Source organism: Pseudomonas sp. NGC7 (assembly GCF_047159675.1).
In the GTDB taxonomy this organism is placed as follows: domain Bacteria; phylum Pseudomonadota; class Gammaproteobacteria; order Pseudomonadales; family Pseudomonadaceae; genus Aquipseudomonas; species Aquipseudomonas kermanshahensis.
In genome coordinates, this window is sequence record NZ_BAAFZY010000001.1 from 5,244,302 (window position 1) to 5,267,888 (window position 23,587).

Here is a 23,587-nt window from a genome sequence, read left to right on the forward strand (position 1 = left end):
GCCTCTTCGCAGCACAAGGCTGCTCCTACAGGTCGGTAGAGGCATCACCAGAGGCGGCCAGGTGCTGAGCTCCGTCAGAACAGCACCGTCCTGCAGTCAGCTCACGAAGCGTTGATCCAGATGGTCTTCAACTCCGTGTACTGATCGTGCGCCCAGATGGACTTGTCGCGCCCACCAAAGCCGGACTCTTTGTAGCCACCGAACGGCGTCGAAGCATCGCCTTCGCCGAAGCAGTTGACCGTGACCACACCCGCGCGGATTTCCCGCGACAGGCGCAGGGCATTGCGCAGGCTGCCCGTGTAGGCCGAAGCCGCCAGGCCGTAGATGGTGTCGTTGGCCAGCTCGATCGCTTGGTCAATGGTTTCGAAGCTGGTCACGCTCAGCACCGGCCCGAAGATTTCCTCGACGAACAACCGATTGTCAGGCGTCACCCCGTCAACGATGGTCGGTTGCACGAACACGCCCTGCTCGGTCTCACCGCCCTGCACCACGTTGAGCTTCTGCTCGGCGGCATATTCCAGGTAAGACTTCACCTTCTCGAAGTGCGCTTTGCTGACCATCGCCCCCAAGCGGTTTTCCGGGTCCAGCGGGTCGCCCAGCTTCCAGTCCTTCAAGTGCTTGCCGATCAGCGTCAGCAGCTCGTCCTTGACGTCCTTGTGCACGATCAGGCGCGAGGACGCCGAGCAGTTTTCGCCCATGTTCCAGAACGCACCGGCGGTGACGAACTGGGCCACTTCGTCCAGGTCTTCGCAGTCATTCATGACCACGGCCGGGTTCTTGCCACCCAGCTCCAGCACGATGCGCTTGAGGTTCGACTCGGCGGCGTATTTCAGGAACAGGCGGCCGGTGTCGGTGGAGCCGGTGAAGCTGACCATCGGGATGTCCATGTGGCGGCCGATGGCCTCGCCCACTTCACGGCCACCGCCTGGCACGAGGTTGAACACACCCGCCGGTACGCCGGCCTGATGCGCCAGCTCGGCCACGCGCAGGGCGCTGAGGGTGGTTTCCTTGGCTGGCTTGACCACGATCGAGCAACCGGCCGCCAGCGACGGGGCAATCTTCCAGGCCAGCATCAGCAGCGGGAAGTTCCACGGCAGCACCAGGCCGACCACACCGATGGCTTCACGCACCACCATGGTCACGGCCGCATTGCCGGTGGGGGCGGTGTTGTCGTAGATCTTGTCGATCAGCTCGGCGTGCCAGCGAAGGGTGTGGATGGTTTCCGGTACGTCGACGTTCTGGCATTCGCTGACCGGCTTGCCGCTGTCCAGTGCCTCCAAAACCGCCAGTTCGTGGCTGTTGTCTTCCAGCAGCTGGGCGAACTTCAGCAGGATGTGCTTGCGCTCAGCGGGTTGCAATTTCGACCACGAGCCGTCTTCGAAGACACGCTTGGCCGCCGCCACGGCAACGTCGACATCCTGCACGTCGCAGGCGGCGACTTCGGCCAGCTGTTTGCCAGTGGCCGGGTTGGTGGTGACGAAGGTGCGGCCCGAGACGGCATCGCGGAACTCACCGTCGATGAACGCCTGGGTACGCAGCTGCAGGTCGGCGGCGATGGCCGCGTACTGTTCCTTGCTCAGCAATTCAGCCATGGTCAGGCACCTCCGGTGATCTGGGCGATGTTGCGCTTGAGTTCAGTGACCACGCGCTCGAGTGCCTGCTTCTCGGCGGCATCCAGGTCGTACAGCGGCTTGCGCACGCCACCGGTGCTCAGGCCGTTCAGCGCGCAGCCGTACTTGATCGACTGGACGAACTTGCCACCTTCGAGGAAGTCCATCAGCGGCATCATGGCGGCCATGATGCGGCGGCCTTTGGCGAAGTCCTTCTCGATCACGCAGGCCTCGAACAGGGCCACGTGCTCACGCGGGATGAAGTTGGAACCGGCGCAAACCCAGCTCTGCGCGCCCCAGGCGAAGAACTCCAGAGCCTGGTCGTCCCAGCCGCACGACAGCTGGATATTCGGGCGCTGGATGGCCAAGCGGTGCAACTGGGCCATGTCGCCCGAGCTCTCCTTGATGGCGACGATGTTTTTCACATCGGCGACCGCATCGAAGAATTCCTCGCCCATGCCCACGCTCATGCGGCCTGGGTAGTTGTAGAGCATGATCGGCAGGCCGGCAGCCGCGTCGGCCGCTTTGACGTGCAGGGCGATTTCCTGTTGGGTCGGCAGCGCGTACGGCGGCGTGCCCACCAACAGCGCGTCGGCCTTGATTTCCTTGGCGTGCTTGGCGAAGGCCACGGAGTCTTCGGTGCGGATCGCGCCGGTGCCGATGATCAGCGGCAGGCGGCCATTGAGCACGTCCTTGGCCTGGGCGGCCAGTTCGATGCGCTCTTGCGCGGTGTGGGCGTAGTACTCGCCGGTGGAGCCACCGATGATCACGCCGTGGATTTTCGATTCGACCAGGTAGTCGAGTACTTCGGCGAACGCCGCCTTGTCGATCGAGCCGTCCGCAGCCAGCGGAGTGATTGCCGGGGTGTAGATGCCTTCGAATTTCACGGTAGGTTCTCCAGTGCGTTGTTCAGGGGTGTAGAAGCCACAGCGGTCTACGCTGCGGCGGCTTTTCGAATAGCTCAGCTCAGCGATGCCGCTTGCTGCAGGTTCAATGAACGGGTTTCGGGGGCCAGGGCGACAGAGACGGCCAGGCCAACAAACGTGACGGCGGCGGCGGCATACATGGTTGCGCCGATGCCATAGTTGTCGAGGGCGATGGGTACCAGCCAGGTACCGACAGCAGCACCGACCCGCGACATGGAGGTGCCCACGCCCACGGCGCCGGCACGGATTTCGGTGGGGAACAGCTCGTTGGGGTAGACCAGTTGCAATACCTGGGCACCGCCGATGAACAGTGCATAAGCACCGAACAGCACCAGGATAAGCAGCTCGCTACCATGGCTGAACGCCGCCAGGCCCAGCAGCGCCAGCCCCGACCAGAAGAAGCTGTGCAGCAGCGTGGTGCGCCGACCGAGGGTGTTGAGCAGGCGGGTGCCGATGATGCAACCGACCACGAACAGGAAGGTGATGGCGACCGAACCGATCGATGCCCAGTCACCCTTGAGGTTGAGCGCGCCCAGCACTTTCGGGGCGAAGGCGTACACGGCGAACACCGGGATCACCGAACAGGTCCAGAACAGGGTGACGAACAGCATGCGCTTGCCATACCCGGCGTGCAGCAGGCTGAGAAACGACAGCTTGCGGGCCTTGGGCTCTTCCGGCAGGTTGCGCAGCGAGAAGCCATTGCCATAGACCCGCTTGATCACCTGTTCGGCCTCGGCCGAGCGGCCCTTGCTGATCAGCCAGCGTGGCGATTCCGGAGTGCCCAGGCGAATGGCGAACAGCAGCGCGCCAATGACCGCCGCACTGGCCAATACCAGGCGCCAGGCATCATCGCCACCGTGGCGCAGGATCGCCTCACCGACCATGTAGGCGGTCGCGGCGCCGGCGAACCAAAGCACCGTCAAGGTGGCCAGGCGCGGGCCGCGGTTCTTCTTGGGCAGGAACTCCACCAGCAGCGAGGTGGCCACCGGGTACTCGATGCCCACCGCGATGCCGATGGCAAAACGCAACAGGAACAAGGCCAGCGCCGACTCCACCCAGAACTGCGCAAGCGACGACAGAATGAACAGGGTCGGGCCGACGAAAAACACACGCTTGCGGCCAAAGCGGTCGGTCAGCCAACCGCCGAAAAAGCCGCCAAAGAAAATGCCGATGAGCGCCGAGGCGGCGATCATGCCCTGCCAGAAGCTGGTCAGGCTCAGGCCCGCGGACATTTGCACCATTGCCACGCCGATGATGCTCAACACATACCCATCGACGAAAGAGCCCCCGCCGGAGCGCAGGGTCAGAAACTGGTGAAAACGGTTGATCGGTACATCTTCAATCGAAATATTCGGACTTGTCATTGTTGTTCCTACCACTTCTTCTGCATGCACGTTTTCAAGGCGAGCGCGTCCGCGAAACTGAAAACAGCCTTCAGCCCCGGGTCATCGGACATGACATCTCGATCATCAATTTCGGGCAAAGCGCGCCCGTGCCGGGCAAATCCGCCCGACGTCAAATATTCAATGGCCTAACTTACAAAACGATCAGCTTTCTTTGCCCGCGCGCAGTTGCCCCCACATCAAGTTGGCGTTCAAGCCCAGGGATACCAAGGGCTGCGGTGGATTCGCGCAAGGCCCGGGGGCATTGAGCAAAAACTCGATAAGTTCGTGTTTGTCACCGGCCAGCCAGTCGGCCAGCAACTTCCCGGTGACCGTGCCGCGGGTAACTCCCAGGCCGTTACAACACAGCGCGCCGACCACATTGGGCGCCAACTGGCCAAAGAACCCCATGTGATTACGCGACAACGCCAGGGCGCCGCCCCAGGTGTATTCGAAGTTCACGTCGGGCAACATCGGGAAGCGCCGGGCAAAGGATTCGCGGTGGCGTTGAACGAAACGGTCCAGGTACTTGCGGTTGCTGCGCCCGTCTGGGTTGAAGCTGAAGCTGTTGCGCACCAGCAGGCGGTTGTCGACGGTGCGCCGCAGGGTGGTGCCGAATGGATCGGCGGGGATCACGCCCCAGTAGGGTTTGCCACCCAGGCGGGCTTGCTCGTCTTCGGTCAGCGGGCGGGTGATGCTGCCATAGGTGAACACGGGCAACATGCGGCCCTTGAGGAAGCCGAAGCTCATGCCAAAGGCATTGGTGGTGAGCACCAGCTTGTCAGCAGTGATCGAGCCCTTGGCGTGGCGCAGTACCACTTTGTCGCCGTACTCGACGTCAGTGATCGGCGTGTGCTCGTAAAGCGAAACATTGCTCGGCAAGCTGTCGGCCAAGCCTTTGACCAGCGCCGAAGGCTGCAGCAACGCGGTACCCGGCGTGAACAAACCCTTGCGGTAGAAGTGCGTGCCGATGTGTTCGGGCAGGTCGCGACCTTCGATCACTTCATAGGGCTGGCCGAGTTTGTCCAGGCCTCGACGGTAGGCATCGAGCACGGCAATGCCACGATCCTCGACAGCGGCCTGGTATTTGCCACAGTGCCGAAACTGGCATTCGATGCCATGGCGCTCGATCAGCTCCTTGAGGTACGACTGCCCACCCAGGTTGAGCTTGAGCACGGTCTTGGCAGTATCGATATCGCCGATGTAGTCCTCGGCGCCGATGTCATGGGGCAGGTCGATGGCAAAACCGGCGTTGCGCCCGGAGGTGCCAAAACCGACTTCCTGGGCCTCGACCAACACAACCTCGTCATGCGGAAAGTTCGTTGCCAGCTGGCGAGCAGCGGCCAGCCCGGTAAAGCCGGCACCGACCACCACCCAGCGCGCCTGGCTATGGCCACTGTGGGCCGGCCGTGGCGTGCGGGGTGTGCTCAGGTGATACCAACCACAGGTGGCATCATCGGCAGGTAACGAGCTTATTCTTGTCATGTCACTAACCTGGATCTTGTTGTTGACGAGCGATCAGCGCCAGTGGCGACGACCTGGAAACCTCATATCTGAATCGGTACATCCAGCCCTTGCGGTGCGGCGTATTCAGCCATGCGCCGGCGCGACAGCTCGAAGTGCTCACGCACCAGTTGCCCGGCGCGCGCGGGGTCGCGGCGTTCGATGGCATCGATCATCTGGTCATGCTGGTCGCAGGCGGTTTCAAGGTCCTGTTGCATGTCATCAGTGGTCGGGTGGCGATAAAAAATCTTGCCTAGACGGGCATGGTCGATAAGCAGGCGGCGCAGGCTCGGCATCAGGTAGTCGTTGTGCGCCATCCTGCCGATTTCCAGGTGGAAGGCGTCGTTGTAGACCACCCGGTTTTCCACATCACGCGCTTCGATGGCCTGGCGGAACTGCGCCTGGATAGCCTTGAGCGCCTCGATTTCCGCTTCGCTGGCGTAGGTAGCGGCCAACTGGGTGGTGGCGATATAGATGAGCGGCGCCGCGACGAAAAAGCTGTGCAGCGAATCGTGGTTCATCGCGGCAACCCGTGGCGCGCGGTTGGCCTCGAGCTCGATATAGCCTTCGGCGGCAATCTGGCGCAGCAGCTCACGCACCGGCGGGCGCGACAGGCCGAACTCGTCACACAGGGCCAACTCGTCCACCACAGCGCCGGGGGCCAGTTCCATGCTGAGGATCCGGCGGCGCAGCGCTTCGGCGAGGACGGCCTTGCGGTCCTGCGGCGCTTCTTCGCTGATGGCTTGAACGGTGGCTTTCATGGCGGCCTTCTTTGTTGTCATAGCGCTGTGTCTACTATTTGTATAACGACTATAGGGCACTGTTAGACAATGTGTCTACAGCATTTTAGATGAGCGGTTGAATCTCTGGATCGCCCGTATTTAAAGGGCTTCGCGGTTTTAAAGGGTGAGATTAAACACCTGGCGGGCTGCATTGCCAAACCGGACAAATAGCTGCCCAGACAAGACATTTTTCAGGTGCTGGCGCTGATTGGCAATGCGCAGGCCGTGCGCCTGGCAACCATTCGGCGCAGCGAATGAACGGCTGCGAGCCCCCTGCGGTCAGCTGCTTACACTTCATACGGAGGGCTTGCCATGCTCGATATCCATTCCGCTGCGGCGTCGCCGGAGCACAATGTTCAGGGCCTGGAAAGGGTCGGTTCGCTGGCCGGCGGGGCGCTGATGTTCAGCAAGGGGCTGCGCCATGGCGGCCTGGTTGGGCTGCTGCAGATGGTGGTGGGCGGTATGGCCGTGGCGCGCGGGGTCAGCGGGCATTGCTCGACCAAGGCCTGGTGGCAGCGGCATCGTCAGGAATACAACCGGTTGCGCGCGGACATCGAAGACAGTGCTGCGCAGTTGCAGGCGTTGAAGGCGAGTGCCAAAGCGGCTACACGCGGGGTGACGGTGACAGGGAAGGATCCGCTGACTGGCCTTTGATTTTGTTTTGCCTGTGCCGGCCTCTTCGCGGGGCAAGCCCGCTCCCACAATTACTTCACTAATCCTGAGAGCAGTGCAGTTGCTCCATGGGGGCCTCAGAGCAGTCCATTGCTCCATTGGTCCCCAGAGCAGTGTAGTTGCTCCATGGGGCCTCAGAGCAGCGCAATCCTGTGGGAGCGGGCTTGCCCCGCGAAGAGGCCGGCACAGGTAACACAGATCGCTAGCGCAACACCTTGCTCTGCAACACCTCGGACCGCCGCCCCAGCACACTCTCGCTGATCTGCACGAACTCTTCGGTGCTCACACTCCGTAATCGCATCAGCGCCCGCGCCACGTCATCCAACGAACGCTTGGCCTGGGTGTGGATGCGGATCTCCTTGTCCAGGGCCTGCAGCAACAGCACCCCACGGGCAACCTGCGCCGGGTTGGCCTGCTCGCCCTTGAGCTGGGTAACCTTGGCAGCCTGTTTGCTCAAACGCGCCTGCCAGGCCTCATAGCGGTCATCGCTGACCCCGCCTGCCCGACGCAACAACTCACTGGCGTAGTAGTCAGTTAGGCTCTCGATCAGCCAGTCACTGCCGTCACGGCCATGAATCTGCGCAAACAGTTGCACCAATTCACGCAACAACGGGCTGCTGCCATTTTCGCTGATCATCGGCCGGGCGCTGTGCATATACAGCGAGCCCTGCGCCGCCATCGCCCCGCGCCACATGCCGTCCCGGGCGCCGACCAACAGCAGTTTCGGTGGGTTACGCGGGAACACGGCCTGCAATTGCGGCCAGACGAACGTCAGCAGGGTCAGGCTGTCCATGCGCCGCATGCCCTGCCCGACTGGCGCGGCAACGGTGACTTCAGTCTCGCCCAGCCGCGCCCGGCGGCTGCCCAGGTCACCCGCCAGCATCCAGCCAGTGGGGCGGTCGAACAGGCGCGAGACGTTGTCGATGCGGAACTTGTCCTTGCCAATGCGCGGCCAGGAGGTTTCGATGCTTTTCCAGCCTTCTGGCAGGTCGAACCACAGGCGTGCCACCAATTCCGTACCGTCCTGCTGATCAAGGTGCGCGGGCGGGACCAGCTGGTCGCCGAGGAACAAGGCCCAATGGGGCGTGATACGCGACGAATAAGCGCCACTGCGCAGCTTCTGGTCCAGTTGCACGCGGTAGCTGAGGCTGGTCTTGCCGGGCGCCGGGTGCCACACACCGCGCTCGCCCTTGTCTGCGACTTGCCATTGGCCGTCAGCCTGGAAGCCACTGTAGGTGCCGGCCTTGCCCAGGTCGAAGTCGAGGCTGCGTACGCTGCTGCCTTCGGCCAGGGTCAGGCGCACTTCGGCCTGGCCATTGGCTGGCAACAGGCGCACGTGATAATCCAGGTCGACTCTCTTCGCCCAGGCCGGCGAACAGGCCATCAGGCTCAGCAGCAACAACAGCTGGCAACGCATACAGAAACTCCTTGTTTCCCAGAGGCGACGGGGTGCGCCGGTCAGCTGGCGCGAAAAATCAGGTGGTCTTCCCAGTCGTCTTCATCGACATCATGCTCACTGAGCATTCGCCCTGACTGGGAAATACGCTGTTCATGGACCTGCTGGCGATCGCCGCAGATCAAGTGATGCCAGTCAGGCAGGTCCTTGCCTTCGCTGACCAGGCGGTAACCGCAGGTGCTTGGCAGCCACTTGAACTGGTCAGCCTTGCCAGGGGTCAGCTGGATGCAGTCGGGCACGTGGGCGAAGCGGTTGGGGTAGTCGCTGCACTGGCAGGTGTCGAGATCCAGCAGTTTGCAGGCAATGCGCGTGTAATAGATGCTGTTGTCGTCCTCGTCCTCGAGCTTTTGCAGGCAGCACAAACCGCAGCCGTCACAGAGCGATTCCCACTCTTGCGGGCTGAGTTGTTCGAGGGTTTTGCGCCGCCAGAACGGCGCGCTGTCTGCGATCATCACACGGGTTTCCTGCATTCATCATCAGTGCGCGGCGCGCGGCGGCGCCAGTCTAGAGCCTGGCCTTCGGCAAAGCCAGACCGCTTGTCAGTCATGACGGGACGCAGTAGCGTGGAGTTTTCCCATCCGCTTGTAGGAAAAGCCATGAGCGCCACCCCCCGTATTGCCGATTACGCCATTAACGAGCAGTTCATCAACCGCTGGTCGCCACGCGCCTTCACCGCCGAGCCGATCAGTGAGGAGACCCTGCTGAGCTTCCTGGAAGCCGCGCGCTGGGCGCCGTCGGCGTACAACTCGCAGCCTTGGCGCTTCCTCTATGCCCGTCGCGATACCGCGAACTGGGAGCGCTACCTGAACCTGCTGGTGCCGTTCAACCGCAGCTGGGCGCAACAGGCGTCGGCGCTGGTGCTGATCATCTCTAAAACCACCTTCGCAGCGCCTGGCGCCGCTGAAGAAAGCCCTGCCCTGTGGCACACCTTCGACACTGGCTCCGCCTGGGGGCACTTGGCCCTGCAGGCCAGCATCAGCGGCTGGCACACCCACGGCATGGCCGGCTTCGACAAGGAGCTGGCGCGTAGCGAACTGAAGGTGCCTGAGGGTTACGAGCTGCATGCCATGGTGGCGATCGGTAAGCTGGGCGACAAGGCGACCTTGGCTGAGGCGCTGCAGGCGCGTGAAGTGCCGAGCTCGCGCCGGCCGCTGAGCGAGCTGGCGGCTGAGGGGGATTTTAGCCTGTAAGGCTTTTTGTTGGCTGTACCGGCCTCTTCGCGGGGCAAGCCCGCTCCCACAAGTACCCCGCAGGCCCAAGGTCGGCGCGGTACTTGTGGGAGCCTGTAAGCCTTTTTATGGGCTGTACTGGCCTCTTCGCGGGCAAGCCCACTCCCACAGGTACGCCGCAGGCCCAAGGTCGGCGCAGTACTTGTGGGAGCGGGCTTGCCCCGCGAAGAGGCCGGTACAGGCCACTAGCAATCAGTAACCCCGGGCGAAATCCACTTCCCCGCGCAGCCCCTGCCCTGCCTCATACGCCCGCACATTCTCGACAAACAGCCGCACCATCGCCGCCGGCGAGGTGGGCGCCGAGCTGTGCCCGGTCAGCAGCAACCCCCAGGCGGTCCAGAACGGGTGACGCTGGGGCAGTGGCTCCTGGCGGCACACATCGATCACCGCGCCCGCCAGATGCCCTTGCTTCAGTGCTTCCACCAGGTCGCCATCGACCACCGCCACTCCACGCCCGGCATTGATGAACAAGGCACTGGGCTTGAAGCGCTGGAACAGCGCCGCATCGTACAAATCGTGGGTGGCAGGCGTGTCCGGCAGCAGGTTGATCACGTAGTCGACCTGCTCGACCATGCGCGGCAGGTCCGCCAGGGCCGCCACTTCGACGAACGGCAGCTGCTCGCGGGCGCTGCTCGCGACCCCGTACAGGGTCACGCCGAACGGCAGCAGAAACTCCGCCACACGTTGGCCGATATCACCGGTGCCGACGATCAGCACCTTGCGCCCCTCAAGGGTGCGCCCGGGGCGGTCGTCCCAGCGCCGCTCGACCTGGCTCACCAGGCGCGACAGCACCTCGCGTTCATGGCCGAGCAGGTAGGTGAGCATGTACTCCGCCATGACCTGGCCAAAAATGCCAACTGCGCGCGTCAGGCGATAGTCCCGTGGCAAACCCTCGGCCAGCAACGGGGTGATGCCGGCCCAGGTCGACTGCATCCAGGCCGGCTTGTGGCCCTGGCGCAGCAGGCTCGCCAACAAGTCGGGCTGGCCCAGCCACACTGGGCACTGCGGTGCCTGCAGCGCCAGCTCGGCAGAGTCGCTGCTGGTCAGGATTTGCAGGTCAGGGGCCGCTTCGCCCAGCAGCTGGGTGTACTTGGCATGATCCTGTTCGGCGATCAGAACGCGCATCGTGAAAACAACCTTGGCAGACAACGAAAGCGGCCCGACAGGCGGGCCACTTGGCGAATGAGAGGAACCGGGCCTGGGTCAGACCGGGTCGTTACGGCGCAGCAGCTCTTCGGGCAGGTGCTCGATGTACTCATCCTCGGCCGGCGGCATCTGCAGGTGATAGCCCTGGTTGTCGAGGTTTTCCAGCACCTTGGTGATGTCCTCGCGCGCCAGCTTGCGCTCGGGGCTCAGCACCAGGTCGAACGCATGCACGGGGGTGCCGAAGAACGGCAGCAAGGCCTCGGGCACGCGCTCCAGGCCTTCGGCCTTGAGCACATACAGGTACATTTCGTTCTTGCGGGGGCTCTTGTAGATCGAGCAGATACGTTTCATCGGGTCTCTCCGGCGCCTGCCAGGTTGTCCAGCAGGGCCTGGCCCATGCGCTCGCGACGCCAGCCGCGCAGCGAATCGGGCAGTTGATAGGGGCCATTGGGGTAGCCGCTCTTGAGCAGCGCTTCCAGGGTTTTCTTGCGCAGCATCAGCTCGGGGGCAATGCCTAAGCGCTCGCCTTCGGCCTGGCCGATGGCGCGCAGTTGCTTGAGGATGCCGGCCGCTTCGATCGGCAATGGCTCAGGCAAAACCTGCGGCCACTGATCGGCGGGCAGGCTGGCAGCACGCTTGATCAGCTGGACGAGAAACTCCCCGTCCTGGCGGATGGTACGCGGGTGCATCTCGTCGATCTTGGCCAGGGCCGACAAGTTAGAGGGCTGGGACTTGGCCATCGGCCACAGCGAGTGCTCCTTGAGGATGCGGTTGCGCGGCACGTCGCGGTTGCGTGCTTCGCGCTCACGCCAGGCGCACAGCTCGCGCAACACAGCCAGCTGCTGGGGCGCCAGCTTCCAGGCCAGCTTGACGTCGCGGTACAGGCTCTCGGGCTCGACTTCCCGGCGCAGTTGGGCCACCAGCTCGGCGCCGTCTTCCAGCACCCAGGCGTACTTGTCATCGGACAGGCGCGGGCGCAGCGCGATGAACAGCTCGGCCAGGTGCACGGCATCTTCGGCGGCGTAGCTGACCTGGGTGTCGGACAGCGGGCGTTGCAGCCAGTCAGACCGGGTTTCGCCCTTGGGCAGCTCGAGCCCCAGCACGTCCTGGACCAGGCGCGAGTAACCCATGGAGAAACCCAGGTTCAGGTAACCGGCGGCCAACTGCGTGTCGAACAGTGGCTGTGGCAGCTTGCCGGTCAGGCGCAGCAACACTTCGAGGTCTTCGCTGCAGGCGTGCAGCACCTTGACCACGCCGCTGTCTTCAAGCAGCTCGGCCAGGGGTTGCCAGTCCTTGATCAGCAGTGGGTCGATCAGAAAGGCACGTTGACCGTCGCCAATCTGGATCAGCCCCGCCTTGGGGTAGAACGTGTCTACCCGCATGAATTCGGTGTCGAGCGCTACGAAGGGCAGTTGGCGCCACTTTCGGCAGAGGTCGGCCAGGGTCTGGTCGTCACGGATCCAGTGAATTTCGATGGCCACGAGGCTCTCCCACTAACATTGGCGCGCAGTATATACGGCGCGGGCACTGCGGGTGAAACCTGCGCCATCCCTGGAATAGATAAACGGTGGTGTAAAAGCCATGCGCGATCAGCGCTTGGCGGCCAGCCACGGCCGGCAGCTGGCGAACATGTCCAACGATTGCTGGTAGACCTCGGTGCGCACCTGCAACAGGCCGAGCATCGAGTGGAACAGGTTGTCCTGGGACAGCGGCGCATCGCTGAGCTTGGCCAGGCAGTCGGTGTCCAGGCCAAAGTCCTCTTTGTAGCTGTCGGAGAACCAGGTCAGCAGTGGCACGTGCTTCTGCTGCTCCGGGGCGATGGGGTAAGGGGTGCCGTGCAGGAACAGGTTGTACTCACCCAGCGATTCACCGTGGTCGGAGAGGTAGATCATCGCTGTGTCGACCTTGTCCTGTTTGCTGCGCAGCGTGTCGATCAGGGACGCCAGCACCTTGTCGGTGTAGGCTAAAGTGTTGTCGTAGCCGTTGATGATTTCCTGCTCGCTGCACTGGTTCAGCGCATTGCTCTGGCACACCGGGGTAAAGCGCTCGCTGGCGTTGGGGTAGCGCTTGAAGTACTCGGGGCCGTGGCTGCCCATCTGGTGCAGCACCAGCACGGTGTCCTTGTCGAGGTTGTCGATCAGCTCACCCAGGCCCTGCAACAGGATCTCGTCATGGCATTCGCCGTTGGCACACAGCGCCGGGTCGGTGAGGTTGCTGACATCGATGAACTGCACCCGATCACAGGTGCCCTTGCAGCCCGACTGGTTGTCGCGCCACTGCACGGCCAGGCCTGCCCGCTGCAGGATATCCAGCAGCCCTTCACGGTTTTTTGCCACGCGCGCGTCGTAGTCTTTGCGCGGCATGCCCGAGAACATGCAGGGCACCGACACGGCGGTTTCAGTCCCGCACGAATGCACATCGGAGAAGGCCAGCAGGCCCTGCTCCTTGGCCAGGCTGGGGGTGGTGTCGCGGTCATAACCGAGCACGCCGAAATGGTCGGCCCGCGCACTTTCGCCGACGACCAGCACCGTCAACGACTTGCGCTCATGCTTCTGCCAGGCGGCATCACGTTTCGCATCCGTGCCATAACTCTGGAAGGGCCTGGCCGCTGTACCAACGCGTTCGCTGACATAACCAATAGAGGCACCCACGATATTGCTCGGGGTGAGCATCAGGCGCAGTTCGTGGTGATTGCGAAACAGTGACGACAAGCCCTGATAGTTGACCAACGCCACCGACCCGAGGGCGACCACACAGGCGCCGCTGACCACCAGCTTGCCCAACAGCTCACGGGGCCAGGCGCGGTAGGCGATCGGTGTTTTCCACAGCAGGACCGAGGGCAATCCGCCCAGCAATAATATATAAGCGGCAAACTTGAACGACATCAGGTCGCGCACTTCCGCAACATTGGTCTCTGCCATGTTACGGAACATGCCGGCATCAATAAGCACCCCGTACTGATTCATGAAGTAAGCCACACCCGCGCCACTCATGAACAGCACAATAAGTACCGGTTTTAATACATACCGGAAGGCAAACAAGGTCAAAATCAGGTTGAATGCGAACAGCATCAGCACGGCAAACGCCAGGCTCAGCCAAAGCCCCGCCAACCCTGGCGGAACCACTTGCTCCAGGTGCTGCCAGAGAAAGAAATTGAAGCCGATCAGCAGGTACAGGCTGGCCAGCAGCGTGACCCATTCAGTCCGCAGGGATTTAAAGTTGAGCATCAGTGTTCGCAATCAAGAGTGATTATCAGCCCACGGGCCTGTGCGGCACCGCGAAAAGTTGGCTGAACTCTAGAAAGGCCACCATCAATTTTTCGTGAAAAAGACGCCAACAAAACCGTGAGATGGCGTTTTTCCAACATTAAATGAAGTTTATTCAGCCGCCATTCAGCCTGGCAGGCCAAGTGTGCTGCCCGGTTGCGAGAAGGCTGCGCCGGCCTCCCCAGCTCCCCACCTGCGCAAAGGCGACTATCCTCAAAGGTCAGGACCGTTCGCCAACCCCCACGAGAGGTGAAGAAATGCCCGTTCCGCATGATCTGCTCGCTGACCTGAACATCACTGCCGAGGATTTCCAGACGCGCATCGACAAAGACCATGACCTGCACAAACTGCACAAGGAGTACAACGCCAAAGACAAGGAAGTGCTGGCCGCTGAAGGCAACGCCAGCACCGATGACACCGTCACCCGACTGCGCAAGGAGCGGCTGCTGATCAAGGACAAGATCGAACGGATCATTCATCCGCCGAAATCTTGAGGGGTTTCTGCTGAATCAACCGGCCCTATCGCCAGCAAGCCGGCGATAGGGCCAGCCGCTTTTATACGCTAGCCGACGCCTTCAACGCCGTATCCAGATCTTCGATCAGGTCCCGATAGTCCTCGATCCCCACCGACAGCCGCAGCAAGTTCTCACTGATGCCCATCACGCCCTTCTGTTCCGGGCTCAGGGAGTTGTGCGACATGCTCCAGGAGTGGTTGATCATGCTCTCCACGCCGCCCAGCGAATCGGCAAGTACGAAGATCTGCAGCGCCTCGACCAGGCGATTGAGCGCCGCCCGGTCGCCACCCTTGACCTTCATGGCCACCACGGCCCCGCCCGCACGCATCTGGCGCTTGCACAGCGCATGCTGGGGGTGGCTTTCAAGCCCTGGATAAAACACCTGCTCGATCTGCGGATGGCTTTCGAGAAAACGCGCCACCTGCAGGGCATTGGCGCACTGGCGCTCCATGCGAACGTCCAAGGTTTTAAGGCCACGCAGGGCCAGGTAGCAGTCGAACGGCCCTTGGATCGCCCCGACCGCCATGCTGATCTTGCGCAACCGCGCCAGCAGCGCGTCGTTGGCGGCCACCACCACACCGCCGGTAAGGTCGGAATGGCCGCCGATGTACTTGCTTGCCGAGTGCATCACCAGGTCCACGCCCAGGGTGATCGGGCGCTGGTTCCAGGGCGAGCAGAAGGTGTTGTCGATGCAGGTGAGGATACCGCGCGAGCGCGCCAGGTCGCAGACCGCCTTGATGTCGACCAGGTGCAGCAAGGGGTTGGTCGGCGACTCGATCCATATCAGCTGGGTTTCTGGGCGAATCGCCGCGGCCACAGCCTGCACGTCGTTGAGGTCGACGTAAGTGGTGGTCAGCCCTGATGTGTGGCTGCGATAGTCCTCCAGAATACGGAAGGTGCCGCCGTATACGCCGTTCATCACCACCACGTGGGCATCTTTGGGCAACAACTCCAGCACCGTCGCCGTGGCGTTCACGCCGGAGGCGCAAGCCACCGCGCCGACACCTTCTTCCAGCGCCGCGACACAGCTCTCGTAAGCATGCCGGGTCGGGTTGCCGACGCGGCTGTAGGCATACTCGGGGTTGTCGTCCAGGCTGCGCTTGATGTACGAACTGGCGGTATAAATGGGCGGGAAGATCGCGTTGTCGGCAACGCTATGCTGCTCGCCGGCGTGGATGGTACGGGTGGCGAAATTACGCGGCTTGTCGGACATGATCCGGTCCATTGACTGAGGTAAGCCTGCAACTATCGCACAACCATTGCCGGCGGCAAGGACGCGCAACGGGGGTCACGCATTTTTCCGGTTTTGCAGTAATCTGGAGAAAATCATTCTCTGGCCAGCCTGTAATCGACATGGACAATTTCGACCAACACATCCTCACCTTGCTGCAGCGCGACGCGTCCATTTCCCTCAAAGACCTGGCCGAGGCGGTAAACCTGTCCACCACGCCCTGCTGGAAGCGGGTCAAACGCCTGGAAGAAGAGGGTTACATCCTTGGCCGCGTCGCCCTGCTCGACCCCACACGCCTGGGGCTGGGCCTGACCGTGTTCGTCCAGCTCAAGACCCAGCGCCACGACAGCGCCTGGCTGGAGCAGTTTGCCGCGACCGTGACCGGTTTCGAGGAGGTGATGGAGTTTTACCGCATGTCGGGGGATTGGGATTACATGCTGCGGGTGGTGGTGGGTGACATTGCCGCCTATGACCGGTTCTACAAAAAGCTGATCACCCGCACCGACGGGCTTTCCAACATTACGTCGAGTTTTGCCATGGAACAGATGAAGTACACCACCGCTTACCCGGTGCACCGGCCCTAGCGCGATCGTCTGTAGGAGCGGCCTTGCGTCGCGAAAGGGCCGCGAAGCGGCCCCAACAATTTATGCCGCGAAGCTGAAAACCTGGGGCCGCTGCGCGGCCCTTTCGCGACGCAAGGCCGCTCCTACAGAGACCGCGCCTCGATCCGGTTCCCCGCCTTGGCTTTCTCTACCCTGATCGCGATGAACTTCGAGGTCGGCGTATACGTCCCCTCGCCATAACTCTCCAGCGGCACCAGCGGGTTGGTCTCTGGGTAATACGCCGCGGCCTGCCCCTGCGGCACGTCATACGCCACCAGGCGGAACCCGGAGACCCGCCGCTCGCGCCCGTCCTCCCACAGCGACACTAAGTCCACGTGCTCGCCAGGCTCGAACCCCAGGCGACGGATGTCAGCCTCATTGACGAACACCACCTCACGCAGGCCAAACACCCCACGGTAGCGGTCATCCAGGCCATACAGGGTGGTGTTGTACTGGTCGTGCGAACGCAACGTCTGCAGAATCAGGTCCGGTTTGTCGCCACGGGCCAGCACCTGGGCATTGACCAGTTGCTCCGGCAACTGGCTGGCACTGAAACGCGCCTTGCCGGTGGCGGTACGCCACGTGCGATCCGCCGCGTTGTTGCCCAGGTGGAAGCCACCTGGGTGCTGCAAGCGCTCGTTGAAGTCGGTAAAGCCGGGGATCACATCGGCGATCATGCTGCGGATGCGGCTGTAGTCGGCAATGGCGTACTCCCAATCGATCGGCTGCTTGCCCAAGGTCGCCTGGGCCATGCCGGCCACGATGGCCGGCTCCGAACGCAAGTGTGGCGAGCGCGGGCGCAATTGGCCGTGGGAGATGTGCACCATGCTGAAGGTGTCCTCCACGGTCACGCCCTGCGGCCCGTCGGCCTGCAGGTCGATCTCGGTTCGCCCCAGGCACGGCAGGATGAGCGCATCACGGCCGGTGACCAAGTGCGAACGGTTGAGCTTGGTGGAAATCTGCACGGTCAATGCGCAGTTGCGCAGGGCCGCGTGGGTTCGAGGGGTGTCTGGGGTAGCCTGGGCGAAGTTACCGCCCAGGGCGATGAAGACCTTGGCCTGCCCTTCTTCCATGGCCTTGATCGCCAGCACCGCGTTATGCCCGTGGGCACGGGGCACACGGAACTGGAAGCGTTTTTCCAGGGCATCGAGCAGTCCGGCCTTGGGCTTCTCGTCGATGCCCATGGTGCGGTCGCCCTGCACATTGCTGTGGCCACGCACCGGCGACAGGCCAGCACCGGGTTTGCCAACGTTGCCCCGCAGCAGTTGCAAGTTGACGATTTCCTGCACGGTGGGCACCGAGTGGCGGTGCTGGGTGACGCCCATGGCCCAGCACATGATGACCCGCTCGGCCTTGCGGTACATGCGCGCTGCCAACTCGATCTCGGCCTGGGTCAGGCCCGACTGCTCGACGATATGCGCCCAGGAGGTGGCATCCACCGCCGCCAGGTAGGCGTCGACGCCGCTGGTGTGTTCGGCGATGAAGGCATGGTCGAACACCGCCGGTTCACCCTTGGCCTGGGCCTCGCGTTCCCATTGCAGCAAATACTTGGCGATGCCACGCATGGCCGCCATGTCGCCGCCCAGGGCCGGGCGAAAGTACGCGGTGTTGGTCGGTTCGGAGCCGTTGCTGAGCATTTCGAACGGGTGTTGCGGGTGCTGGAAGCGCTCCAGGCCACGCTCCTTCAGCGGGTTGAAGCACACCACCTGGGCCCCACGCTTGACCGCCTCGCGCAGCGGTTCGAGCATGCGCGGGTGGTTGGTGCCGGGGTTCTGGCCGATGACGAAGATGGCGTCGGCCAGTTCCAGGTCATGGAACACCACGGTGCCCTTGCCCACGCCAAGGGTTTCCGACATGCCCACACCGCTGGCCTCGTGGCACATGTTCGAGCAATCGGGGAAGTTGTTGGTGCCGTAGGCGCGGACGAACAGCTGGTACAAAAACGCCGCTTCGTTGCTGGCCCGCCCCGAGGTGTAGAACTCGGCCTGGTCGGGCGATTCGAGCGCCTGCAGGTGTTTGGCGACCAGGGCGAAGGCCTCTTCCCAGGAGGTTTCGACGTAGTGGTCGGTGGCCGCGTCGTAGCGCATCGGGTGGGTCAGCCGGCCTTGGAATTCGAGCCAGTAATCGGTCTGTTCGGCCAACGCACTGACGCTGTACTTGGCGAAGAATGCAGGGTCTACCGAGCGACCGGTGGCTTCCCAGTTGACCGCCTTGGCGCCGTTCTCGCAGAACTTGACCATGTCGTTTTCCGGCGATTCGCCCCAGGCGCAGCCGGGGCAGTCGAAGCCGCCGTTCTGGTTGGTCTTGAGCATGGCCCGCAGGTTCTTGAAGGCGTTTTCGCTGCTCAGCCAGCTTTTGGTCACGCTCTTGAGCGCCCCCCAGCCGGCGGCGGCGCCTTTGTAGTCCCTGATATGTTCGTCCTGGCTCATGCGGTGAATCCTCACGCTCGGTGTTTTTTCCAGACTATTGAGCGTGGGGCACAAGCGTCCAATCGAAAGATCTTACGGGCTGATAAGCCGTTTCGATCACGGGCCAGCACTGACAATCCAGATCGCGTCCTGTAGGAGCAGCCTTGTGCTGCGAAGAGGCCGGTTTGGCTAGCCGAGAAGCTGTGGCTGCAATGGCCTCTTCGCAGCACAAGGCTGCTCCTACAGGGGGAATCTCCCATACATGCCGGGGCCTGAAGCCGTGATAGAGCAGATTGATCAACCAGTCGGGGAAAGCAATTTGACGGGGGTGCGGCCAGGTTATAGCTTGGAGCTGAGTCCATCCCATTCGAGCGCAATCGTGGAACAGAACAGCCGGGCCCTGATCGACGGCTTCAACCGGAAAATCGACTACCTGCGGATGTCGGTCACCGACCGCTGCGACTTCCGGTGCGTGTACTGCATGGCTGAAGACATGCAGTTCCTGCCGCGCCAGCAGATCCTCAGCCTCGAAGAACTGTTCCAGGTGGCTGAGCGCTTCGTCGCATTGGGCACCCGCAAAATCCGCCTGACCGGTGGCGAGCCGCTGGTGCGCCAGGGCATCGTCGAGCTATGCGGGCGCATCGCCGCCCTGCCCGGCCTGCGCGAACTGTGCGTGACCAGCAACGGCTCGCAACTCGGGCGCCTGGCCCAGCCGCTGTTCGACGCCGGCGTCTCGCGCCTGAACATCAGCCTCGACAGCCTGGACCCCGGGCGCTTCAAGCAACTGACCCGCACCGGCGACCTCAACCAGGTGATCGCCGGCATCGACGCCTCGCGCCAGGCAGGCTTTCGCAAGACCAAGCTCAACTGCGTAGTGCTCAAGGGCCGCAACGATGACGAACTGGTCGACCTGGTGCGCTTTGCCATCGACCGCGAGCTGGACATCACCTTCATCGAAGAAATGCCCCTGGGTAACATCAGCGAACACCAGCGTGGTGAGTCGTTCTACTCCAGTGACGAGGTGCGCGACCGGCTGGCCGAGCAGTTCACCCTGATCGAGTCCACCGAATCGTCCCAAGGCCCGGCACGCTACTGGCGCCTGGCCGAAGCGGCGCACACCCGGGTCGGCTTCATCTCGCCGCACAGCCATAACTTCTGCGCCACCTGCAACCGCGTGCGCCTGACCGTCGAAGGCCGCCTGCTGCTGTGCCTGGGCAACGAGCATTCGGTCGACCTCAAGCAGGTCCTGCGTGCCCACCCGAGCAACGCCGAGCGCCTGGAAAACGCCATCCGCGACTCCTTGCACCTCAAGCCTTACCGCCATCATTTCGAGGTGGGGGGTGACGTGCAGATCCTGCGTTTCATGAACATGACCGGCGGCTGAACAGCCACCTCTGGATTTCCATGATCGTCCACCCCCGCCCCGATGTGCTGCGCGTGCTGTTCACCCTCAAGGGGTCGATCGTCAAACGCATCGCCCTGCGCTGCCTGATGGTCACCCTGCTGGCCGCACTGATCGTGCTGGTCGAGCGCCACTATCCGGCATTTTTCTACCCGGTCAGCGCCACACCGTTCACCTTGCTGGGCCTGTCGCTGTCGATCTTCATGAGCTTTCGCAACAACGCCTGCTACGACCGCTGGTGGGAAGGCCGCAAGGCCTGGGGCAAGCTGATCATCGAGACCCGCTCGTTCGTGCGCGAAAGCGTGGTGATCGCCGACCCGGCACTGCGTGCCGAACTGTTGCGCAGCCTGTGCGGCTTTGCCCATGCGCTCAACGCCCGGCTGCGCAACGAGGATGACCTGGCGGCCGCCCGGCCTTGGCTGGCCAACCCCAATGCGATCAGCGCGCACAATGTGTGCGACACGATCTTGCGCGAAGTCGGCGGGCACTGCTCACGGCTGGCGCAGCAGGGGCAGATCAGCGATTGGCGCTACAGCGTGCTGGAACAGCGGCTGGTGGGGCTGACCGAAGTGCAGGCCACCTGCGAGCGGATCAAAGGCACGCCGTTGCCGTTCCCCTATACCTTGTTGCTGCACCGCACCATCTACATCTTCTGCCTGCTGCTGCCGTTCGCCCTGGCTGAACCGCTGGGCTGGTTGGCGCCGCTGTTCACCACCATCGTCGGCTATACGTTTTTTGGGCTGGATGCGATTGGCAACGAACTGGAAGACCCGTTTGGGCGCGATGAGAACGACCTGCCTACCGATGCGCTGGTGCGCACCGTGGAGCGCGATGTGCTGGCGGGGTTGGGGGTTGAGCCGCTGCCACCGGCATTGGAGCCGGTGGGGTATGTGTTGAGCTGAGCTTTTACTGCTTGTGCTGGCCTCTTCGCGGGCAAGCCCGCGAAGAGGCCAGTGCAGCCAGGGCATTAACCGCGGCTTGCGCAAGCCTCGACAGGCTTCAGGTGCGGCACGAAGTTGCACGGCCGGTGGCGCGCATCCAGTTGCTCGGCCAGGATCCCTTCCCACGCCGTGCGGCAAGCCCCGGTCGAACCTGGCAGGCAGCACACCAAAGTACCGTTGGCCAGCCCGGCCAATGCCCGGCTCTGAATGGTCGATGTGCCGATATCGAGAATGGACAACGCCCGGAACAGCTCACCGAAGCCATCGATACGTTTGTCCAACAGGCATTCAACGGCTTCAGGCGTACTGTCACGCCCGGTGAAGCCGGTACCGCCGGTGATCAGCACCACTTGCACCTGCTCGTCGGCGATCCAGGTGGCGACCTGGGCGCGGATCTTGTACAGGTCGTCCTTGAGCAGCGCTCGCGCCACCAGGCGATGGCCGATTTCCACCGAGCGGCTGGCCAGCAGCTCACCGGAGGTGTCGGTGTCGTAGGTGCGGGTGTCACTGACGGTCAGTACGGCGATGTTGAGCGGTACGAAGACCGCATCGGGTTTGACGCTCACGGTGGGCTACTCCTGAAAGGGCATTGTCACCACGCTAGAGGCACGGCCGGGGGGCGTCCAATCGATATGGCGTACCGGGTGATCAATGACATCTATCGCTGACTTGGTTAAGGTCAGCATAACCAGACGCCAGGCACTCCCATGGACATCAAGCAACTCAAGTTCCTCATCGCGCTCGACCAGACCCGCCATTTTGGCCAGGCCGCAGCGCTGTGCCACATCACCCAGCCGACGCTGTCGATGCGCCTGCGCAACCTGGAAGACGAACTGGACCTGGTGCTGGTCAAACGCGGCCAGCGCTTCGAAGGGTTCACCGAAGCCGGCGAACGCATTCTGGCCTGGGCCCGCACGCTGCTGGCGGCCCACGACGGCCTGCAAGCCGAAGCCGCCAGTTGCCGCGGCCAGGTGGTCGGCAGCCTGCGCCTGGGCACCGTGCCGCTGGCCAGCTTCAACCCGATGCAATTGCTGTTGCCGCTGCGCGAAAAATACCCCGAGCTGCACTTCCAGATCAGCTCGCACAGCACCGAGCAGATCATGGATGGCCTGAGCCGCAACCAGCTCGACCTGGGCATCTGCTACCTGGACCAAGTCAATGCCAGCTTCTTCGAAGTGATCGAGCTGGGCACCACCACCATGGGCCTGCTGCACGATACCCGCCACTTCCAGTTCCAGGCCGACACCCTGCGTTGGGAAGACCTCGGCGAGATTCCACTGGGCTTGCTGAGCAAAGGCATGCACTACCGTCAATCGCTGGACCTGAGCTTCCGCAGCCGCAGCCTGGAACCCAACGCCGTGCTGGAAAGCGACTCGAGCTTCCAGTTGATCCAGGCCATCAGCACTGGCGTGTGCTGCGCGATCATGCCACTGGATTGCGGGCTGGAAGACTTGAGCCACCACATGCGCATCCTGCCTATCGTCGACGCCAGCATCCACAGCCCGGTGGGCCTGCTGCTGCGCCGCAGCGAGCCGCGTTCGGCGATTGCCGAGCAATGCTTTGACGAGGCGCGCGCGCTGTTTCAACCCTCCTGAGCGGCCGTCGCCTGGCGGTACTGGCGCGGGGTGAACCCGGTCAATTGCTTGAACTGGCGGCTGAAGGCGCTGTGGTCGGTGTAGCCGCACTGCATCGCCACCTCGGTGATTGGCAAGTCGCTGTGCAGCAAGCGATGGGCATGCTCCAGCCGCGCCTTGTGGATCATCTGCCGTGGCGTGAGGTGGAACACCCGCTTGCAATAGCGCTCCAGCTGCGCCACGGAAATACCCGCGATGCGGGTCAGTTCGCCCATGCTGATGGGGTGATGAAAATGCCGACGAATGTGCTCATCCACGGCTGCCAGGCGCTGGTACGCGGGGTGGGTGTCGGCGGCTGACTGCAGGTCGACCGAAATGCCCACCAGGCCGATGATTGCGCCGTCGGGGTTGAGTAAAGGCCGCTTGTGGGTCAGGCACCAACCCGGTTCGCGGCTGCCGTACAGGTGCAGTTCGAGCTGGTCTTGCAGCACCAGGCCATCCTTGAGTACGCGACGGTCCTGCTCGGTGTAACCGGGGCCCAGTTGTGCCGGAAAGACCTCGGCGCTGGTCTTGCCCAGCAAGGGTTGCAAACGCTTGAGGCCGCAGCGCTGGACCAGGGTGTTGTTGGCCAGCACGTAGCGGGCGTCGGCGTCCTTGATGAAGATCGCGGCGTTGGGGATCGCGTCGAGGATCGGCAGCAGCAGGGAGACCCCGGCGAGCAGGGCCTCCAGGGTGGCGGGGCGGTGCTGGTCCATTGACTGGTACAGGGTTGCCAGGGAAAGGGCGCTCATCGGGTTGATCTCTAATGGCTTTACTGGCCTCTTCGCAGCACAAGGCTGCTCCTACAGGGACCGCACTGCCTTGTAGGAGCAGCCTTGTGCTGCGAAGAGGCCGGCACTGGCACTGCATCTCCCAAGCCCTTATGCGGTATGGCTTTCAGCC

Annotated in this window: 22 protein-coding genes; 7 read left to right on the forward strand and 15 right to left on the reverse strand. The window is 62.9% G+C overall.

Annotated elements, in window-relative coordinates:
* Nucleotides 1–101: 101 nt before the first annotated feature.
* The 5 genes from ACMCNM_RS23390 to ACMCNM_RS23410 all read right to left on the reverse strand — a co-directional run bounded on the left by ACMCNM_RS23390 (nucleotide 102) and on the right by ACMCNM_RS23410 (nucleotide 6,182).
* Entirely contained in the window at nucleotides 102–1,592 is a 1,491-nt protein-coding gene (locus ACMCNM_RS23390) for an aldehyde dehydrogenase (RefSeq protein ID WP_099430179.1), read from the reverse strand.
* 2 nt (nucleotides 1,593–1,594) lie between these two features.
* Nucleotides 1,595–2,497: a dihydrodipicolinate synthase family protein gene (locus tag ACMCNM_RS23395; RefSeq protein ID WP_412765514.1), complete on the reverse strand. Its 903-nt coding sequence runs from the start codon at nucleotides 2,495–2,497 to the stop codon at nucleotides 1,595–1,597.
* A 74-nt stretch (nucleotides 2,498–2,571) separates the two neighbouring features.
* Nucleotides 2,572–3,900 carry an MFS transporter gene (locus ACMCNM_RS23400; RefSeq protein ID WP_027594609.1) on the reverse strand — a complete coding sequence of 443 codons (1,329 nt, stop codon included), beginning with the start codon at nucleotides 3,898–3,900 and terminating at the stop codon, nucleotides 2,572–2,574.
* A gap of 183 nt (nucleotides 3,901–4,083) precedes the next feature.
* Nucleotides 4,084–5,403: an NAD(P)/FAD-dependent oxidoreductase gene (locus ACMCNM_RS23405; RefSeq protein WP_099430181.1), complete on the reverse strand. Its 1,320-nt coding sequence runs from the start codon at nucleotides 5,401–5,403 to the stop codon at nucleotides 4,084–4,086.
* A gap of 62 nt (nucleotides 5,404–5,465) precedes the next feature.
* On the reverse strand, nucleotides 5,466–6,182 hold the full coding sequence (locus ACMCNM_RS23410) for a GntR family transcriptional regulator (protein WP_186680931.1): 717 nt from the start codon (nucleotides 6,180–6,182) through the stop codon (nucleotides 5,466–5,468).
* A gap of 333 nt (nucleotides 6,183–6,515) precedes the next feature.
* Here ACMCNM_RS23410 and ACMCNM_RS23415 point away from each other — a divergent pair, with 333 nt between their 5' ends.
* Nucleotides 6,516–6,857: a YgaP-like transmembrane domain gene (locus ACMCNM_RS23415; protein WP_027594612.1), complete on the forward strand. Its 342-nt coding sequence runs from the start codon at nucleotides 6,516–6,518 to the stop codon at nucleotides 6,855–6,857.
* 220 nt (nucleotides 6,858–7,077) lie between these two features.
* Here the strand turns inward: ACMCNM_RS23415 and ACMCNM_RS23420 are convergent, their stop codons facing one another.
* Nucleotides 7,078–8,292, reverse strand: a complete 1,215-nt coding sequence (locus ACMCNM_RS23420) for a hypothetical protein (protein ID WP_412765515.1) — start codon at nucleotides 8,290–8,292, stop codon at nucleotides 7,078–7,080.
* Nucleotides 8,293–8,333: 41 nt separating this feature from the next.
* Nucleotides 8,334–8,783, reverse strand: coding sequence for a YcgN family cysteine cluster protein (locus ACMCNM_RS23425; protein WP_027594614.1), 450 nt, complete (start codon nucleotides 8,781–8,783; stop codon nucleotides 8,334–8,336).
* A gap of 144 nt (nucleotides 8,784–8,927) precedes the next feature.
* Here ACMCNM_RS23425 and ACMCNM_RS23430 point away from each other — a divergent pair, with 144 nt between their 5' ends.
* Nucleotides 8,928–9,521, forward strand: a complete 594-nt coding sequence (locus ACMCNM_RS23430; RefSeq protein WP_186680935.1) for a nitroreductase family protein — start codon at nucleotides 8,928–8,930, stop codon at nucleotides 9,519–9,521.
* Between the two features lie 231 nt (nucleotides 9,522–9,752).
* Here the strand turns inward: ACMCNM_RS23430 and ACMCNM_RS23435 are convergent, their stop codons facing one another.
* The 4 genes from ACMCNM_RS23435 to ACMCNM_RS23450 form a co-directional block, all read right to left on the reverse strand.
* Entirely contained in the window at nucleotides 9,753–10,685 is a 933-nt protein-coding gene (locus ACMCNM_RS23435; protein WP_027594616.1) for a D-2-hydroxyacid dehydrogenase, read from the reverse strand.
* 78 nt (nucleotides 10,686–10,763) lie between these two features.
* Nucleotides 10,764–11,057 carry a YcgL domain-containing protein gene (locus tag ACMCNM_RS23440; RefSeq protein ID WP_027594617.1) on the reverse strand — a complete coding sequence of 98 codons (294 nt, stop codon included), beginning with the start codon at nucleotides 11,055–11,057 and terminating at the stop codon, nucleotides 10,764–10,766.
* Nucleotides 11,054–12,187 carry a ribonuclease D gene (rnd, locus tag ACMCNM_RS23445; RefSeq protein ID WP_027594618.1) on the reverse strand — a complete coding sequence of 378 codons (1,134 nt, stop codon included), beginning with the start codon at nucleotides 12,185–12,187 and terminating at the stop codon, nucleotides 11,054–11,056. Before rnd ends, ACMCNM_RS23440 begins: the two co-directional genes overlap by 4 nt.
* A gap of 108 nt (nucleotides 12,188–12,295) precedes the next feature.
* A complete protein-coding gene (locus tag ACMCNM_RS23450) occupies nucleotides 12,296–13,933 on the reverse strand; it encodes a phosphoethanolamine transferase (RefSeq protein WP_412765516.1) in 1,638 nt (545 codons plus the stop codon).
* Between the two features lie 296 nt (nucleotides 13,934–14,229).
* On the opposite strand from ACMCNM_RS23450, the gene ACMCNM_RS23455 reads away from it, so the two are divergent.
* Entirely contained in the window at nucleotides 14,230–14,466 is a 237-nt protein-coding gene (locus ACMCNM_RS23455; protein WP_027594620.1) for a YdcH family protein, read from the forward strand.
* Between the two features lie 61 nt (nucleotides 14,467–14,527).
* On the opposite strand, the gene ACMCNM_RS23460 is transcribed toward ACMCNM_RS23455, so the two are convergent.
* Nucleotides 14,528–15,712, reverse strand: a complete 1,185-nt coding sequence (locus ACMCNM_RS23460; protein WP_186680944.1) for a trans-sulfuration enzyme family protein — start codon at nucleotides 15,710–15,712, stop codon at nucleotides 14,528–14,530.
* Between the two features lie 128 nt (nucleotides 15,713–15,840).
* Here ACMCNM_RS23460 and ACMCNM_RS23465 point away from each other — a divergent pair, with 128 nt between their 5' ends.
* Entirely contained in the window at nucleotides 15,841–16,302 is a 462-nt protein-coding gene (locus ACMCNM_RS23465) for an Lrp/AsnC family transcriptional regulator (protein WP_027594622.1), read from the forward strand.
* Nucleotides 16,303–16,424: 122 nt separating this feature from the next.
* Here ACMCNM_RS23465 and ACMCNM_RS23470 read toward each other — a convergent pair whose 3' ends face one another.
* The gene (locus tag ACMCNM_RS23470; RefSeq protein WP_412765517.1) at nucleotides 16,425–18,749 is read right to left on the reverse strand and encodes an FdhF/YdeP family oxidoreductase; all 2,325 of its coding nucleotides are present in this window, start codon (nucleotides 18,747–18,749) and stop codon (nucleotides 16,425–16,427) included.
* Nucleotides 18,750–19,107: 358 nt separating this feature from the next.
* Between ACMCNM_RS23470 and moaA the strand changes: the two genes are divergently transcribed.
* Together moaA and ACMCNM_RS23480 are read left to right on the forward strand one after the other, a co-directional pair.
* Nucleotides 19,108–20,112 (forward strand): GTP 3',8-cyclase MoaA, encoded by a 1,005-nt coding sequence (moaA, locus tag ACMCNM_RS23475; RefSeq protein WP_412765518.1) that lies wholly within the window; start codon nucleotides 19,108–19,110, stop codon nucleotides 20,110–20,112.
* A 20-nt stretch (nucleotides 20,113–20,132) separates the two neighbouring features.
* Entirely contained in the window at nucleotides 20,133–21,032 is a 900-nt protein-coding gene (locus tag ACMCNM_RS23480; RefSeq protein WP_412765519.1) for a bestrophin family protein, read from the forward strand.
* 65 nt (nucleotides 21,033–21,097) lie between these two features.
* Here ACMCNM_RS23480 and moaB read toward each other — a convergent pair whose 3' ends face one another.
* Nucleotides 21,098–21,637, reverse strand: a complete 540-nt coding sequence (gene moaB, locus ACMCNM_RS23485; protein ID WP_027594626.1) for a molybdenum cofactor biosynthesis protein B — start codon at nucleotides 21,635–21,637, stop codon at nucleotides 21,098–21,100.
* A 141-nt stretch (nucleotides 21,638–21,778) separates the two neighbouring features.
* On the opposite strand from moaB, the gene ACMCNM_RS23490 reads away from it, so the two are divergent.
* The gene (locus ACMCNM_RS23490) at nucleotides 21,779–22,666 is read left to right on the forward strand and encodes a LysR family transcriptional regulator (RefSeq protein WP_412765520.1); all 888 of its coding nucleotides are present in this window, start codon (nucleotides 21,779–21,781) and stop codon (nucleotides 22,664–22,666) included.
* On the opposite strand, the gene ACMCNM_RS23495 is transcribed toward ACMCNM_RS23490, so the two are convergent.
* Nucleotides 22,654–23,436, reverse strand: coding sequence for a helix-turn-helix domain-containing protein (locus ACMCNM_RS23495; RefSeq protein ID WP_412765521.1), 783 nt, complete (start codon nucleotides 23,434–23,436; stop codon nucleotides 22,654–22,656). The genes ACMCNM_RS23490 and ACMCNM_RS23495 overlap by 13 nt on opposite strands.
* Between the last annotated feature and the right edge of the window lie 151 nt (nucleotides 23,437–23,587).